The sequence below is a fragment of the Amycolatopsis sp. NPDC059235 genome, from assembly GCF_042754125.1.
Classification (GTDB): Bacteria; Actinomycetota; Actinomycetes; order Mycobacteriales; family Pseudonocardiaceae; genus Amycolatopsis; species Amycolatopsis albidoflava.
The window spans coordinates 74,514-89,947 of record NZ_JBHZAG010000009.1 but is presented as its reverse complement, the minus strand read 5'-3'; the positions used below and the strand labels follow the sequence as shown (position 1 = coordinate 89,947).

General features: G+C 69.7%; 15 protein-coding genes. 7 read left to right on the top strand and 8 right to left on the bottom strand.

Going from position 1 to position 15,434, the window contains the following annotated elements:
• Positions 1-94 precede the first annotated feature (94 nt).
• On the top strand, positions 95-919 hold the full coding sequence (locus ACFXI3_RS08970; RefSeq protein WP_378399091.1) for a class I SAM-dependent methyltransferase: 825 nt from the start codon (positions 95-97) through the stop codon (positions 917-919).
• Here the strand turns inward: ACFXI3_RS08970 and ACFXI3_RS08965 are convergent.
• The gene (locus ACFXI3_RS08965) at positions 853-1,524 is read right to left on the bottom strand and encodes a PadR family transcriptional regulator (protein ID WP_344286022.1); all 672 of its coding nucleotides are present in this window, start codon (positions 1,522-1,524) and stop codon (positions 853-855) included. The two genes, ACFXI3_RS08970 and ACFXI3_RS08965, sit on opposite strands and share 67 nt — an antisense overlap.
• Positions 1,525-1,719: 195 nt before the next feature.
• Here ACFXI3_RS08965 and ACFXI3_RS08960 point away from each other — a divergent pair, with 195 nt between their 5' ends.
• Positions 1,720-3,372 (top strand): glutamate--tRNA ligase family protein, encoded by a 1,653-nt coding sequence (locus ACFXI3_RS08960; RefSeq protein WP_344286023.1) that lies wholly within the window; start codon positions 1,720-1,722, stop codon positions 3,370-3,372.
• Between the two features lie 43 nt (positions 3,373-3,415).
• On the opposite strand, the gene ACFXI3_RS08955 is transcribed toward ACFXI3_RS08960, so the two are convergent.
• Both ACFXI3_RS08955 and ACFXI3_RS08950 read right to left on the bottom strand, forming a co-directional pair.
• On the bottom strand, positions 3,416-4,060 hold the full coding sequence (locus ACFXI3_RS08955) for a response regulator (protein WP_378399089.1): 645 nt from the start codon (positions 4,058-4,060) through the stop codon (positions 3,416-3,418).
• On the bottom strand, positions 4,045-5,289 hold the full coding sequence (locus ACFXI3_RS08950; protein WP_378399087.1) for a sensor histidine kinase: 1,245 nt from the start codon (positions 5,287-5,289) through the stop codon (positions 4,045-4,047). The genes ACFXI3_RS08955 and ACFXI3_RS08950 overlap by 16 nt, the downstream gene beginning before the upstream one ends.
• Positions 5,290-5,471: 182 nt before the next feature.
• On the opposite strand from ACFXI3_RS08950, the gene ACFXI3_RS08945 reads away from it, so the two are divergent.
• A complete protein-coding gene (locus ACFXI3_RS08945) occupies positions 5,472-5,873 on the top strand; it encodes a hypothetical protein (RefSeq protein ID WP_344286026.1) in 402 nt (133 codons plus the stop codon).
• Here ACFXI3_RS08945 and ACFXI3_RS08940 read toward each other — a convergent pair.
• Complete coding sequence (locus tag ACFXI3_RS08940) at positions 5,857-8,208, bottom strand: penicillin acylase family protein (protein WP_378399085.1); 2,352 nt, start codon at positions 8,206-8,208, stop codon at positions 5,857-5,859. The genes ACFXI3_RS08945 and ACFXI3_RS08940 overlap by 17 nt on opposite strands.
• Positions 8,209-8,384: 176 nt before the next feature.
• Here ACFXI3_RS08940 and ACFXI3_RS08935 point away from each other — a divergent pair, with 176 nt between their 5' ends.
• Positions 8,385-8,906, top strand: coding sequence for a DUF3558 family protein (locus ACFXI3_RS08935; protein ID WP_378399083.1), 522 nt, complete (start codon positions 8,385-8,387; stop codon positions 8,904-8,906).
• A gap of 1 nt (position 8,907) precedes the next feature.
• Here the strand turns inward: ACFXI3_RS08935 and ACFXI3_RS08930 are convergent, their stop codons facing one another.
• Positions 8,908-10,164, bottom strand: a complete 1,257-nt coding sequence (locus ACFXI3_RS08930; protein WP_378399081.1) for an aspartate aminotransferase family protein — start codon at positions 10,162-10,164, stop codon at positions 8,908-8,910.
• An 87-nt stretch (positions 10,165-10,251) separates the two neighbouring features.
• On the opposite strand from ACFXI3_RS08930, the gene ACFXI3_RS08925 reads away from it, so the two are divergent.
• Positions 10,252-11,154 carry a LysR family transcriptional regulator gene (locus ACFXI3_RS08925; protein WP_378399079.1) on the top strand — a complete coding sequence of 301 codons (903 nt, stop codon included), beginning with the start codon at positions 10,252-10,254 and terminating at the stop codon, positions 11,152-11,154.
• 39 nt (positions 11,155-11,193) lie between these two features.
• On the opposite strand, the gene ACFXI3_RS08920 is transcribed toward ACFXI3_RS08925, so the two are convergent.
• Positions 11,194-12,147, bottom strand: a complete 954-nt coding sequence (locus tag ACFXI3_RS08920; RefSeq protein ID WP_378399077.1) for an NAD(P)H-dependent flavin oxidoreductase — start codon at positions 12,145-12,147, stop codon at positions 11,194-11,196.
• Between the two features lie 47 nt (positions 12,148-12,194).
• Between ACFXI3_RS08920 and ACFXI3_RS08915 the strand changes: the two genes are divergently transcribed.
• Positions 12,195-12,530 (top strand): winged helix-turn-helix transcriptional regulator, encoded by a 336-nt coding sequence (locus ACFXI3_RS08915; RefSeq protein ID WP_378399075.1) that lies wholly within the window; start codon positions 12,195-12,197, stop codon positions 12,528-12,530.
• Positions 12,531-12,570: 40 nt separating this feature from the next.
• On the opposite strand, the gene ACFXI3_RS08910 is transcribed toward ACFXI3_RS08915, so the two are convergent.
• Together ACFXI3_RS08910 and ACFXI3_RS08905 are read right to left on the bottom strand one after the other, a co-directional pair.
• Positions 12,571-13,335, bottom strand: coding sequence for an LPXTG cell wall anchor domain-containing protein (locus tag ACFXI3_RS08910; protein WP_378399073.1), 765 nt, complete (start codon positions 13,333-13,335; stop codon positions 12,571-12,573).
• A 4-nt stretch (positions 13,336-13,339) separates the two neighbouring features.
• Complete coding sequence (locus ACFXI3_RS08905) at positions 13,340-13,915, bottom strand: papain-like cysteine protease family protein (RefSeq protein ID WP_378399072.1); 576 nt, start codon at positions 13,913-13,915, stop codon at positions 13,340-13,342.
• Between the two features lie 400 nt (positions 13,916-14,315).
• Between ACFXI3_RS08905 and rlmN the strand changes: the two genes are divergently transcribed.
• Positions 14,316-15,422, top strand: coding sequence for a 23S rRNA (adenine(2503)-C(2))-methyltransferase RlmN (gene rlmN, locus ACFXI3_RS08900; RefSeq protein ID WP_116200044.1), 1,107 nt, complete (start codon positions 14,316-14,318; stop codon positions 15,420-15,422).
• Positions 15,423-15,434 lie beyond the last annotated feature (12 nt).

Genomic DNA, 15,434 nt, shown 5'->3' with positions numbered 1-15,434 from the left:
TCCTCCCCGATGAGGGAGAAGTGTATTCGGCGGGGCGGGGTTCTACGCTCTGAGCGGGAAAGCCGTCGGCGTCCCGTGACCGGAGAGGAGTGTTGTGCGCTGGTTCTTCCGCGGTCCGGCGGCGTCCGGAGAAGTCGTTCCCAGCCCGAACATTTGGTACTACCAGGACGTCTACGACGTCGAAAACCGGGCGCAGGACGCGGACGGCGAGATCTGGCGCGTACTGCGCGAAGAGTCCGATTGGACCGGCCGCGACGTTCTCGATCTCGGCTGCGGTGACGGATACCACTTGCCGGTCTTCGCCGCCGACGCGCGTTCGGTGCTCGGAATCGAACCGCACCCGCCGCTCGCGCGGGACGCGGAGCGACGGGTGCGGGACCTGGAGAACGTGCGGGTTCGCGTGGGACGGGCGCAGCGGTTGCCGGTGGACGACGCCAGTGTGGACGTCGTGCACGCGCGCACCGCGTATTTCTTCGGCCCTGGCTGCGAACCCGGATTGCGCGAAGCGGAACGGGTGCTGCGGCCCGGAGGATCGATCGTGATCGTCGACCTCGACGTGACCAGTGAGCCGTACGGCGGGTGGATGCGAGCAGATTTGCCGCATTACGACCCGCCTGCGGTGGAACGCTTCTTCGCCGCGCACGGCTTCAACTGCCGGCGCGTACGCACGCGTTGGCGCTTCGCGGACTTCGCCGCGGCGGAATCAGTACTGAAGATCGAGTTCAGCGCGAAGGTCGCGCAGCGGGCGATCGCCGACACGCGGCAGCTGAACCCGGGGCCGGGCGAAGTGACGCTGCCGGTGGGCTATCGCGTGCATTGCCGCGTCAAGCCCACCGGCCTCGTCCTGCCCGGTCACTCGGCTGCCTCTCCGGACTCGGCGGAATCGTCCGAGTCTTCGACCTCGCCGAGGATCGAGTAGATCGACCGGCGTGCCTCGTTAAGCACGTCTACCGCGCGGGCCTGCTGGTTCTCGCTGCCCGCGCGCATCACCTGCACGACAGCCGCGGCGAGCGTCGCGCCTGCCTTGCGCAGGTCGTGCTCGACCGGTTCGACGTCGTCGGTGAAGTGCTCCCACGGCGGCGTGCCGGTCTGCTGCTCGGCGGTGGTGCGGCCCTCGTCGGTGAGCTCGAAGAGCTTCTTCCCGCTCTCGTCGCGGCTCACGACCAGGCCTTCGTCGGCCAGCATCTGCAGGGTCGGGTAGATCGAGCCGGGGCTGGGTTTCCAGAGCCCGCCGCTGCGCTCGCCGATCTCGCGGATGATCTCGTACCCGTGCCGCGGCTGTTCCGCGAGCAGGGTGAGGATCGCCGCCCGCACGTCGCCGCGCCGGCCGCGCCGGGAGCCCCGGCGTCCGCCGCCCGGACCGTGGCCGCGTCGTCCGCGCCCGCCGGGCCCGAAGGCGAACTCGCCGAATTCCCGGCCCCAGGGGCCGAAAGAGGACCGTCCGTGCTCTTCGTGTTCTCCGTGTTCGTGATGTCCGCCGGGGAAGGAGCGTCCGCCGGGGAACGGGTGTCGTCGTCGGTTCATGGTCTTGTTTTCCTTTCTCGAACTGTTGCGACACGTTCACGATATATCGGAAACGGTCGGTTGGCAACCGTGCCGACAACCGCACCGACAACCGGACCGGCAACCCGGGGACCTGAGCGACCGGCGGAGACGGCGGTCGGCGATACTCGAAGCACTAGCGAAAACACCCGAACGACCTGGGAGACCCGACCTCCGATGCTGGACCGTGCGGTCATCGACGCCCTGTTCCCCGCGGATCTGCCCGAGCCTGAGCACTGGGAACAGCGCTATCCGGCCCGGCAGCTGCCCGACGGCGCGAAGGTGACCCGGTTCGGCCCGTCGCCGACCGGCTTCGTGCACATCGGCGGCATCTACGTCGCGACGATCGACCAGGACGTCGCGCGCCGTTCCGAGGGCCGCTACCTCGTGCGCGTCGAGGACACCGACCAGTCGCGCGAAGTCGAGGGCGCGCTGGAGCAGTTCGAGCGCGGCTTCGCGTACTTCGGGCTGCAGGCCGACGAGGACGCGGTGCGCGGCGGCGAGTACGGCCCGTACCGGCAGTCCGAGCGCGAGCAGATCTACCTCACCTACGTACGGCACCTTCTGCGCGAAGGCCGGGCGTACATCGACTTCGCGACGAAGGACGAACTGGCGTCCATCACCGCACGGCAGCAGGCCACGAAGCTCCCGACGGGCTACTACGGCTCGTGGGCGATCTGGCGCGACGCCGACGCGGCCGACGTACAGGCGAAGCTCGACGCGGGCGAGCCGTGGGTGGTCCGCTTCCGCGCGCCGGACGACACGGGGCAGCGCGTGCGCTTCACCGACGCGATCCGCGGCACCATCGAGGCCGAGGCCAACCGCAACGACGTGGTGATCCTCAAGAGCTCCGACCAGAGCCCGCGGCTGCCGACCTACCACTTCGCGCACGCGGTCGACGACCACCTGATGCGCGTCAACCTGGTGATCCGCGGCGACGAGTGGATCTCGTCGGTGCCGACGCACCAGCAGCTCTTCGACGCGCTCGGGTTCGAGCCGATCCAGTACGCGCACATCGCGCCGCTGATGAAGCAGGAGGGCGGCAGCAAGCGGAAGCTGTCCAAGCGCAAGGACCCGGAAGCCTCCGTCGACTTCTACCTCGAAGCCGGCTACCCGGTTCCGGCGGTGCTGTACTACCTGCGCGGCCTGGCGAACGGACGGCTCGCCGAGATGCCGCTCGCCGAAGCACTCGACGCGCCGATCAACCTCGACGAGTGCGGCGTCGCGGGCCCGCTCGTGGACCTGGTGAAGCTGGACGACCTTGCCGCTGACTACGTCGCGACGCTGTCCGGCGAGGAGATCCTCGCGTCGGTGCTGGAGTGGGCCGAGCGCTTCGACCCGGAGCTGAAGGCGGTCCTGGAGTCCTCGCGGGAGCTGGCGCTGCGCGCGCTGGCGGTGGAGCGCGAAGGCGTCGAGAACCCGCGCAAGGACCTGAAGAAGTGGAGCGAGTTCCGCGCCGTCTACGGGTTCTTCTTCCCGCAGCTGCACCAGGCGGCGACCGGTCCCGAGGACGAGCGGATCGCGGCGCTGGGCGTTCCGGCGGACGTCGTGCGCGCGGTGGCGTCGGACTTCGTGTCGGCGTACCAGCAGCTCGACGACGGCCAGGAGTGGTTCCAGCAGATCCGCGACGTCGCGGCGAAGCACGGCTTCGCCAAGAACGCCAAGGAACTCAAGAAGGACCCGGACGCGTACCCGGGTTCGATCCGCGAGGCGTCGCAGATCATCCGGATCGCGATCACCGGGTCGACGCGCAGCCCGGATCTGCACTCGATCACGCAGGCGCTGGGCGCGGAGGAAACGTTGCGGCGCTTCGGGAATCTGGTCAACTGACCCCGTCGTGAGTGCTGATCGCGGTTCTAGCCGTGATCAGCACTCACGAGTTGAGGTACGTCAGCACGGCCAGGACCCGGCGGTTGCCGGTCTCGTCGTCGGTGATGCCGAGCTTGCCGAACAGCGACGTCGTGTACTTGCTGATCGCGCTTTCGCTCAGGAACAGCCGCCCGGCGATCGCGGTGTTCGACAGCCCTTCCGCCATCAGCTCCAGCACCGAACGCTCCCGCTCAGTCAGCGTGCCGAGCCGTTGATCCGGCGATCCGCTCGTGAGCAGCTTCGAGATCACCGCCGGGTCCATCGCGGTGCCGCCGGCCGCGACACGTTCGAGGGCGTCGATGAACTGCTCAGCCTCGAAAACGCTGTCCTTCAACAGGTATCCGACGCCGCTGGCCCCGCCGACCAGGAGTTCGCGGGCGTAGAGCTGCTCGACGTGCTGCGACAGGATCAGCACCGGCAACCCGGGCGTCTCACGTCGCGCGGCGAGCACCGCGCGCAGGCCTTCGTCGGTTTGCGTCGGCGGCATCCGGACGTCGACCACGGCCACGTCCGGCCGGTGTTCCCGCAGCACGGCGACGGTTTCCGGACCGGTCGTCGCGGTCGCCACCACCTCGTGGCCGTAGGCCTGCAGGAGCCGGACCAATCCGTCCCGCAGCAGGTAGAGGTCCTCGGCTACGACGATGCGCATGGCACCATCATCCACGCTCGGGTCGGCCCGCCTTCGGGGCTGGTGATCTCCAGCGTGCCGTCGAAGACCGCGAGCCGGCGGCGCAGCCCGCCGAGCCCGCCTTCCGGGTGGATTTCGGCCCCGCCGCGGCCGTCGTCCTCGACCTCCGCGCGCAGCTGATTCCCTTCCTGCAGAAGGGAAACCTGGATGTGCGACGCGCGCGAGTGCTTCACCGCGTTGGCGAGCAGTTCGGCGATCCCGAAGTACAGCGCGGATTCGATCGGCGGGTCGAGCGGCTGCGGCAGATCGGTCTCGACCGTCACGTCGAGCGGCAGGTCCATCGCCATCGCGCGGACAGCGTCGGCGAGGCCGCGTTCGTTCAGCACCGGCGGGCTGATGCCGCGGACCAGCTCGCGCAATTCCGTGAGCGACGTGGCCGCGCCGGCCCGGGCGTCGCGCAGCAATTCCTTGGCTTGCTCCGGATTGGTCTCCATCAGCTTCTCCGCGGTCGCCAGCGCGAGGCCGAGCGCGACCAGCCGGGCTTGCGCGCCGTCGTGCAGATCCCGTTCGATGCGGCGGATTTCCGCGGCTTGCGCGATGGTCGTGTCCGCGCGCAAGGCGGTGAGAGTGTCGACGCGGTCGGCTAGCTCCATCGTCGCGGACGCGCCCAGGAACCGCGTCGCGACCGGGATGACGCTTCGCCACGCGTACGGCGCGGTCGCAATCGTGAACAGCAGGCCGGACAGGTATCCGGTGGGAAGGGCCGTCAGCGCCAGGACCGCCGCGACGACGCCGAGCAGCGGCACGAGCGCGACCAGGCCGAACGAGACCGGCGCGAGGAGGGCGAACCGCAGGTCCCGCCAGGTCGCCGGGTCGTAGCGCCAGTTCTTCATCCGCTGCTCGCGCCGGGCGTCCTCCCGGGAGCGGGAGTAGGAGTGGCCGTTCCACCAGTAACCGGTCGAGAGCTGGGTGATCGGCGGCAGTTCGCGGTATCCGGGCGGGAGCACGATCCCGGTCCAGTTCGCGACCATGGTCCGGGTCATCCGGCACACCGGCTTCGCCAGCAGCAGCGTCCCGATCGCCGCCCAGACGAACGGCGCGATCCACGACCACGCGCTGCCGCCCCACAGCTGCCACAGGCCCACCGCGGCCGCCCACACCACCGGTACCAGCAGGGCCACGCCCGCGGCTTGGGCGGCGCGGACGAATCCCACCCCGCAGTCGCGCATCCAGGACCGTAGCTGTCGCATCGTTTCTTCCCCCTGTCCATCCGGCTTCGGGGTCCACTGTGCACCACGAAACGCCGGATTCCCGCCGTCGCGGGACAGGAGTGGGTCCAGGCCCACCCCCTTGTGCGGCCAGGCCCATACCGGGCCGGGCCGCAGCTTTCTAGCGTTGCTGGCACAACGGGAAACCACAAGGGAGAACAGCAATGCAGACCATCGAACGCCCCGCCGCCGCCCAGCGTCCCTTCGGCCTCGTGAAGGGGTTCGTCGTGGCTTACGGAGTGGCGGGCGCCGCCGTCTTCGGGACGATCGTCGCCCTGGCGGCCTCCACCGGCACGGCGACCAGCTTCATGTGGACGCGGTCCGCCCTGGTGCCGGTCAGCGCCGTGATCGTGTACTGGCTGGTCTCGCTCGCGGCGAAGGGGTCGAACCGGGCTTATCAGCGGGCGCGGCTCGTCTCGATCGTCGCTCCGGTCGCTCTCGTCGGCGTCGACCTCATTCCGGGCGCGTGCCCGTTCTGGTTCCTGCTGCTGCAGACGGCCTGCGCCGTGCTGCTGGCCTGCGCGGCGGTCCCTCTTGTCCGGCTGCGCGCTAGCTTCCCGAAGTGAACCTCGGGACCAGCCGGATCCGGGTGTCGAGGTTCCGTTCGACCGCCGCGCGGCTCGAGAGCAGGGGGAACGAGCCGCCGGACGCCCACAGGTCGTTCAGATCGCGGTAGTGCGGGCTGCGCGGATCGCCGGACTGGCCGGGCGCGTTGATCGCCCGCGACGCGTCCCAGTCGCCGACGTCGAGCGCCATCTTGAAGGTCGCGCCGATGATCTGCTGGTAGGTGAGCGGATGGAAGAACGACGGGTGGACGGTCTGGTAGTCGCCGCCGACCGGGGTCGGGCCGACGTTCGGGCCGCCCGCCGGATGCGCGAACTCCTGGTACTGCAGCGATCCCCAGCGCCATTTCGCCGGGTCTCCGCCGAGTTTTCCGGCGACGTCGCGGAAAGCGAGCGGGAGCGTGTCGAGGATCAGCTTGTCGCGCTTGGCCGCGCCGCCCGGGCCGAACCACGCGTCGGGGTCGGCGAAGGACGCGAGCACGAGGCTGAAGTCCGGATTGATGGTGCGGGACAGGACGTCCGCGGCGGCTTGCGGGAGCATCGTGTGCGCCCAGCCGCCGTGGAGGTACTTCAGCAGCCACGTTTCGTACAGCGCGGCCGGGGCGGAATCCACCGAGGCGACACCGTCGAAACCGCGCAGCAGATCGAGTGCCTTCGCGGTGTCCGGATCGGTGGACGACAGGTTCCGCAGGAACGGGGTGAGCCGCGTGGCCAGCAAGGACTTTTCGTCCCGCTGGATGGCGAGCGAATCGGCGACGCGGGCGCGCGGCGCGGACTTGATCAGCTCGTCGATCCGCTCCTTGCGATACGGCAGCTGCCACTCGTAGTTGGACACCACGGGGAAGCCGGGCGGAAGGTTGTAGTCGTTGGCGGAGGCGAAGAATCCGGCCGGCGGGTTGTGCTGCCACGGGAGTTCGGAGTTGGCGTGGAAGCCGTTCCATTCGTAGCGGCCGTCTCCGGGGACGGGCAGCAGGCCGTCGTATCCGGTCCCGGTGCGGCGCGGGGTCAGCGCGCCGGGGACGTAGCCGATGTCGCCGTGGACGTCTGCGTAGACGAGGTTCGATCCGGGTGCGCCCCAGTTGCGCATTCCGGAGGTGAACTCGGTGAAGTCGCGGGCACGCTGGTAGTTCAGGCTGCCGAGGTAGGCCGCACTGCCCGGCTCGGTCCACGCGGTGCGGACGGCGAACGCCCGGTTCGCCGCTTCGTCGACCTTCACGATCGGGCCGTGCCGGGTGAACGACAGCTCGCGGGTGACCGGCTGGCCGCCCAGCACCGGAATGGTTTCGGTGACCTTGGTGATCGGCTCCCAGCCGTCGCGGTAGCGGTACCGGCTGTGGTCGGCGGGGTCGAGTTCGTAGACGTAGAGGTCGGTCTGGTCGACCGGCAGGTTCGTCAGTCCGAACGCGACGGAATCGTTGTGCCCGATGGCGATGCCCGGGTTCCACGGCTCGCCGGCTCCGGTGAGATTCAGGCCGGGGGCGGAAAGCTGGGCGACATAACGACCGGACGGCAACGCGTCGGCGCCTCGGTGCGGGTCGTTGGCGAGGATCGGGCGTCCGGTGGCGGTGCGGTCCGGGCCGATCGCCCACGAGTTGCTGCCGCTGGTGGCGTCGGCGATGTCCTTCGGCCCGGCGACGCCCTTCGGGAACGTGACGGCCGCGGTTGCCTTGTTGTACACGGAAAGCACGTCGCCGGGGACTGAACAGGGATCGAGACCTTCGGGCACCGCGGCCTCGTGATCGGGGTGCAGGCCGCGGAGGTACTTGCTCGCGTTCGGCCCGGCCTGGCACACCATCTGCGCGCGGGCGACCTCCCACATCAGGTTGTCGCCGATCGCGTGCGTGCGGATCCGGACGACGTCCTCGGGCTGCCAGCGCGACGGCTGGTAGCCGAGCTTGCCGAACTCCGGCGGGGCCGCTTCCGGATGCTTGGCGAGCCAGTCGACGTAGGAATTGATCCCCTCGGCGAACCGGGTGGCGGCGAGCTTGGCTTCGGGACCGTAGGCGGCCCATTCCTTTTTCATGTCGCCGCGGTAGAGGAAGAGCCGGGCCGCGCGGTCCTGGTCCACATAGGACTCGCCGAGGACCTCGCTGAGCAACCCGAGCCCCCGGCGGCGCCAGGTGTCGAGCTGGAAGAGCCGGTCGCGGGCGACGGTGAATCCCTGCGCGTAGAACAGGTCCGAGGTGTTGGCCGCGTAGATGTGCGGGACGCCCCATTTGTCGACGAGCAGGTCGACCGGGCGGGAAAGGCCGTTGAGAGCGATGGCGGGGCTCGCGGCGGCTGGGGTGGTGCCGAGCAGCGTCAGAACGAGTATCAGGACGGTAGCTTTGGACCGCATTTCCCCACCCCCGGCAGCAGCGTTGACCCCGCGCACGCTAATCGCGGCGGCCGCGGGGACCCACCCCTGAACCGGGACGAGTAGGGGGAACCGGACGCCGTGAGCGGTCGTCCAAGGTGCCGCTAGGGAGCTTCTTCAGTACTGTCCCGGCTCAGACCGAACCCGTGGGGGATGCGATGCGACGTGTGGTGGCGACGACTGCTGCGGTACTGGCCGGTGGGCTGGGGCTGGCGGCCTGCGGCAGCAGCACCGAGGGCGGCGACAAGAATGTGGTGACCGCTGAAAGCAGCGCCGCACCGGACGCCAAGACTGGCACCCCGCTCGCGAACACTGATCCGTGCAGCCTGCTCAAGCCCGCTGACGTGCCCGAGCTCAGCAGCCAGGACAGCAGTGCCGCGCCCAAGGCCGACGGCCGCCGGTGCGAGGGCCCCGGCTACAGCGTCACCATCTCGGAGGTCGATGCCGACGGCTATGCCGTCCAGTTCGAGGGCTCGATGGTCAAGCCGATCTCCGACATCGCCGGGTACAAGGCGGGCACTATGGACACCCGCGGCTCTTGGCAGAACAGCTGCGCCGTCATTCTCGCCGTGACGACCAACGAGCTGGTCTTTGCCGCCGTGCAGGACAAAGGCTCGGGGGACACCTGCGACGTTGCCAAGAAGGCGGCGACGGCCATCGCGGGCCGCATTCCCCGCTGAGCTACGAGACGTCCCCGATCGCTTCGTCCAGAATGGACAGACCGAGGTCGATCTCGCTGTCCGAGGCCGTCAGCGGCGGCGCGATCCGGAACACCCCGCCCATCCCGGGCAGCTGCACGATGTTCATGTGCAGCCCGAGTTCGAGGCATCGCTGCGTCACGCGGGCGCCGAGCTTGTCCGCGTCCGGGCCGCCGCCGCTCAGCTCCAGTCCGGCGAGCAGTCCCCGGCCGCGGATTTCGCCGACCGACTCGTGCCGCGCCGCGATTTCGTCCAGGCCGGTGCGCAGCCGGTCGCCGAGCCGGCGGGCGCGTTCGTCGAGGCGGTCGCGGATCAGCACGTCCAGCACGGTGTTCCCGACTGCGGCGGGAAGCGGGTCCGAGACGTGCGTGGTGAAGAACAGGTACCCGCGTTCGTGGGCTTCCTGCTCGATTTCCGCGCTCGTCAGCACGGCGGCGAGCGGCAGACCGGCACCGAGGGTTTTGGACACCGTGAGGATGTCCGGGACGACGCCGTCGTGCTCGAAGGCGTACCAGGTTCCGGTGCGGCACAACCCGGTCTGTGCTTCGTCGAGGATCAGCAGCATGCCGCGTTCCCGGCATTTCCGGTGCAGCGCCTGGAAATACCCCGGCGGCGGCACGAGGATCCCGCCGGAGCTGAGGATCGGCTCCACCAGGCACGCGGCGAGACTGCCGACCGACTGCGCGTCGATCAGGTCGAACGCGAGGTCCAGTTGGCGCTCCCAGTCCGCGCCGGGAACCGGGATGGCGAAGTTGCCGGGCGCGCCGGGGCCGTAGCCCTTGCGGCCCGCGCTGTAGGTGGCGCTCGCCGCGGCCTGCGTCATGCCGTGCCAGGACCGGGCGAACGAGACGACCTCGTGCTTGCCGGTCACCAGCTTGGCCATCCGCAGCGCGGCCTCGTTGGACTCGGCGCCGGTGGTGAGCAGCAGCGCCTTCTCCAGCGGGTCTGGCAGCGTCTCGGCGAGCCGCCGCGCGAGGTCGACGACCGGGCGGCTCAGCATCCCGCTGAACAGGTGGTCGAGCTTGGCGGCCTGCTTCCGGACGGTCTCGACGATCTCCGGATGCGCGTGCCCGAGGATCGCGCTCATCTGCCCGGACGTGAAATCGAGGATCTTCCGCCCGCCTTCGGCGAAGACGAAGCTGCCCTCGGCGCGGTCGATGATCTCGCCGGTGAACGAACCGGGGCCGGCGTAGCGGACGAGGTGCCGGTCGACGTCGGACCAGAAGGTGTCGGTGCCCATGGCTTCGACGGTAGAGCCGTGCCGAGCGCCGCGTCCATCTCACAGTTTCCGCTTGCCTGTGCGATGGCATCGAACAACGATGGGGTCATGTTGAACCCGTGGCGGCTGCGTCTCCTGAGCCGCCTTGCCGTGCTCGGCACTGTTCGCGGGGTCGCGCAGGACGTGAATCTCAGCGCCTCCACGGTGTCGCATCAGCTCGCGGTGCTGGAGACCGAAACCCGCACCCGGCTGCTGGAACGCACCGGCCGTCGCGTCCGGCTGACGCCCGCCGGGGAGAAGCTGGCCCGGCAGGCGCGCGCGATCCTCGACCATCTCGACGCGGTCGAGGCCGAACTGCGCGGCGACGAACCGGCCGGGCTGGTGCGGATCGGCGCGTTCCAGAGCGCGATCCACACCTTCGCCGTGCCCGCCGCGACCCGGCTCGCGCAGACCTATCCGCGGCTGGAAACCGAGGTGGCGGAACGGGAACCGCACGAAAGCGTCCCCGCGCTCCGGGCGGGCGACAGCGACGTCGTCATCACCACCACCGATTTCGCCGACCTGCCGCTCGGTCCCGACCTCGAGATCATCCGGCTGGCGACCGACCCGATCGTGCTGGTCACCGCGCTCGACCGGCCGGAGCCGCCCGGGCCGGCGGTGCTCGCGGACTACGCCGGCGAACCGTGGGCGCTCGACATTCCCCCGTCCTACATGGCGAATCTGACGCTGCGGCTCTGTCGCGAATCGGGGTTCGAGCCGCGCGCGGTGTGCCGGTTCAGCAATTACCTGATGACGCTGCAGCACGTCGAGGCCGGGCTGTCGATCGCGTTGCTGCCCGGGCTGGCGGTGGATCCGCGGTACCGGGTCGCGACGAAACCGCTGGCGACGCCGGTGACGCGCACGATCGTCGCGGTCACCCGGCGAGGTTCGCCACGGCGGGCGGCGGTGAACGCGGTGCTGGACGCGCTGCGGCAGCCGGTCGAGCTTCCGGCGGCGGTGGAACAGGCTTAGGCCACCCGAAGCGAACGTCGACCCGACGCTCGCGGAACGCTAACCGACCAGGTCCGCCATGATTTCCGCCGCCGGGGCTGTGTTTCGGACCAATCCCGCGGCTTGCCCGGCGTAGTGCGCCAGCGCTTCGAGGTCTCCGGTCATGCCCGGCACGGGAATCATGTCGTCGTAGCGCCGCCAAGGGTTTCCGGTCGCATCCGTCGCCACGACGTCGCCCTCGCCGGGGCGTTCCGTGCGCGGTTCGCCTACCGCTTCCCATTGTGTCAGCGTCGAATTGCGCAAGACGCGGTGCGGCGCGTCGGGCCAGCCGCCGTCGAAGCAACGAGTGTGGACCGCGTCCTCGAGTTCCGCGGCGAGCACGGCTTCGCGGTAGGAATCGTGGGTCGCGGCTTCGGCCGCGGTCAGGAAGCGGGTGCCCAGCCAGCCGCCTTGCGCGCCGAGGGCCAGCACTGCGGCGAGCCCGCGACGGTCGGCGATTCCGCCTGCTGCGAGTACGGGAATCGGCGCGACCGCGTCCACGACAGCGGGCACCAGCACGAGCGTCGAGGCTTGGCCGCGCACGTGTCCGCCCGCTTCCCAGCCTTGGGCGACTACGACATCGACGCCTGCCTCAGCCGCTTGCCGGGCTTCGGCGACGGAACCCGCGGTGTGGATCAGCTGCGCGTCCTTGACCCGCGCGGCGATTTTGGCGGGGTCGCCCCAGAAGGTCGAGATGATCGGGACGTCCTCGGCGAGGCAGGCGTCGAGGACGTCGTCGATCGGGAAGTCGAGCACGAGGTTGACCGCGAACGGCCGGTCCGTGCGGCGGCGTACCTCGCGGATCCGGCGGACGGCCTCGTCCGGGTCGGTCCAGGTGAGCGCGAGAGTCCCGAGGCCGCCCGCGTTCGAGACCGCCGCGGCGAGCGCGGACGTCGCCGCCGAACCGATCGGGGCCTGCGCGATCGGCACGTCGATGCCGAGCGTGGCGCAGACCCGCTTCGGAAATCGAATCATGGCGGCCGATGTTAGTGTTTCGGAAATCGAAGCACAAGGAGATTCGGATGGCGACGCCGAAGCCGGGACAGCCGGTCCGGGGCTCCACGACCGGCCGTCCGCTGATGGCCGCGCTCGACCTCTTCGGGCGGCGGTGGTGCCTGCGGATCGTGTGGGAATTGCAGGTCGACACCCTGGGCTTTCGCGCGCTGCGGCAACGGTGCGACGGGATGTCTTCGAGCGTTCTGCGGCAACGCCTGGTCGAACTCGCCGACGCCGGTTTGGTGCGGCAGACCGACGAATCGCACTACGCGCTGACGGCGCTGGGCCGGGAGGCGTTCGAGGCGCTGCGGCCGCTCGTGTCGTGGGCGGATCGGTGGGCCGAGGCTCTCGACGACGACTGATCGCGGCAGGGGCGCGGCGGGCGCGCCCCTGCCGGGGTGATCACTTGCCGTGCTGGGAACGGCGGCGCAGGAAGAACGCGCCGCCCGCGGCTGCCACGGCCGCCCCGCCGATGGCGAGCGCGGTGGCCGGGTTGCCGTCCGAGCCGGTGTTCGGGGCGGGAACGGCGTAGCCGCCGCCCGCGCCGGTCTTGTCATAGGTCGAGCCGGGCAGCTTGTCGCCGTAGCGCTTGTGCAGTTCGGCGCGGTAGGCGGCGAGGGTGACCCTCGTGCCTGCCGGGACGCCGGAGACCGCGCCGTCGAGGACCGTCACGGTGTTGCCGTTGACCGAGTACCAGGCGTTGACCTGCGGTTCGTGCAGCAGATAACCGCCGTGCGCGGCCGCCGCGTGCGCCTGCTCGTCGTTGCCGGAGGCGACGTTGATGACCTGCCAGCCGGCTTTGCTCGGCTGTGCCCAGACGGTCGCTTCCCGGCCGTCGGCAAGGCGGGCCGGAGACGCGACGTAGGCGAGTGCGGCGGGGACGTCGGACTCGCCGTTGATGAAGGCCGCGGTCGGTTCGTAGACCGGGATCTGGGTCTGGGCATCGGCGGCGGCGCGGCTGGCGTGCGCTGCCGCCGGTGCCGCGCCGGGGAACTTCGTGTGCGCGAGCCGGGCGGCGGTACCGGGGCTGGCCAGCAGCCCGGAGATCGCGGCGGTGTCCGAAGGGGACGGGCCGGTCGGCTCCGCGGCGGACGCGGGGTTCGCGGCGAAGACGGCGGCGGCGATGGCTCCGGAAAGGACTGTGGTGCGGAGGATGGTTCGCAGCATCGTCTCAGCCCACCATTCCGTAGACGGTGTGGGTCCAGTCGAATTGGTTGTTGGACACGTAGGAGCTGTAGTTCATCGAGTTGTAGCGGTTGTTCGACGGCCACGGATCGCCGTATTCGACGATGCTGCCGCCGTTCGAGTCGTCGTAGCCGTAGAGAACGTGCATGTGGCCGCCGCCGGAGGTCCAGCCGATCCGGGTGCCGATCGGCTGCCCGGCGTCGATCTGGTTCTTGATGCCGGAGAAGGAAAGCCGGTAGCCGTTGGAATTGTAGGAGCCGACGTTGCGGAACCCGAGGTAGCTGAAAACTCTCTGCTGGTCGCTGAGGTAGCCCTGGTTGTTGGCGCAGTCGCTGCCGGACTCGTTGTGCGCGATCTGGCAGAACCGGGTCTGGGTCAGGGAATAGCCCCAGAACGAGGCGATGGTGTTGCCGCTGGCGTCCCAGCACCACTGGTCTTTCTGCTGGGCCTGCATCGAGATGTTCGTTTCGCCTGCGTCGGCCGCGGCGGGAACGGCGAGCGCGGCCGAGGCGACCGCCGCGGCCACCGCGATTCCGCGCAGAATGGAAGAGGGCACTTTCACGGGATCCTCCAAAGGGGAAGACCGGCCGGGCCGGGGAATTACCGGACCGGTGGGGAAGGGTGAGGCGCACAGAACGGTACGCGCGCTACGAACGCGGCCACTACCGACTAACGGCGGTATTCCGTCGCCGATTCGCGGCGGCGGATATTTCTACGCCGGTCGATTTGTTTGTGCCGCGCCAAAGCGTGCCCGGCGTCGATTGTAGGGGAATTCATCCCGGAAAGCATTCGGCAATCCGACCTTCGTAGGGTGTTTTTCCGTTGATCCGGCGCCGTCGTTCGTCGGACGCCATTCCGCCGGACCGGCCGGACCGCGCCAGTGCCCGGCGCTGCCCCGCTTCGCCCGCCGCGCCGGAGGGGGAGCGGCGCGGGTTTCGCGCGTATGAGACACTTGATCGGTCATGACTGCCCTCCCTCTTGTTTTCGACGCGCCCAAGCGCGGCCTGCCGCCGCGCCATCTCGCCGACCTCACGGTGGCCGAGCGAGCCGAGGCCGTGGTCGAACTGGGGGAGAAGGCGTTCCGCGCCAAGCAGTTGTCGAACCACTACTTCTCGCGGCTCACCGTCGACCCGGCGGAGATGACCGACATCCCGGCCGCCTCGCGCGACAAGCTCGTGGCCGACCTGATGCCGCCGCTGCTCACCGAGGTGCGCGCACTGGCCGCGGACGGCGGCGCGACCCGCAAGACCCTGTGGCGCGCGCACGACGGGACGCTGCTGGAGAGCGTGCTCATGCGCTACCCGGACCGCGCGACGCTGTGCATCTCGAGCCAGGCCGGCTGCGGCATGGCGTGCCCCTTCTGCGCGACCGGCCAGGGCGGCCTCGACCGCAACCTCTCGACCGCGGAGATCGTGGACCAGGTCCGAGACGCCGCCGCAGTCATGCGAGACGGCTCGATGCCCGGTGGACCCGGTCGGCTGTCGAACATCGTCTTCATGGGCATGGGCGAGCCGCTGGCGAACTACAAGCGCGTGGTGGCCGCGGTGCGGCGGATCACTGATCCGGCTCCGGGTGGTCTCGGTATCGGTCAGCGTTCGGTGACGGTGTCGACGGTGGGTTTGGCTCCGGCGATCCGGAAGCTGGCGGACGAGAAGATGCAGGTGCGGCTGGCGGTGTCGCTGCACACGCCGGACGATGAGCTGCGGGACACGCTGGTGCCGGTGAACAACCGGTGGTCGGTGGACGAGGTTCTCTCCGCTGCCCGGTACTACGCGGACACGTCGGGCCGCCGTGTCTCGATCGAGTACGCGCTCATCCGCGACATCAACGACCAGCCGTGGCGGGCCGAGCTGCTCGCGAAGCGGCTGCGGAAACACTTGGGCCAGTTGGTGCATGTGAACGTGATTCCGCTGAACCCGACGCCGGGTTCGAAGTGGGATGCGTCGCCGAAGCCGGTGGAGCGCGAATTCGTGCGGCTGGTGAATGCCGGTGGTGTCGCGTGCACGGTGCGGGATACCCGTGGTCAGGACATCGCGGCGGCCTGCGGACAGCTCGCCGCCGAAGGTTGAGCGAATAGTTCA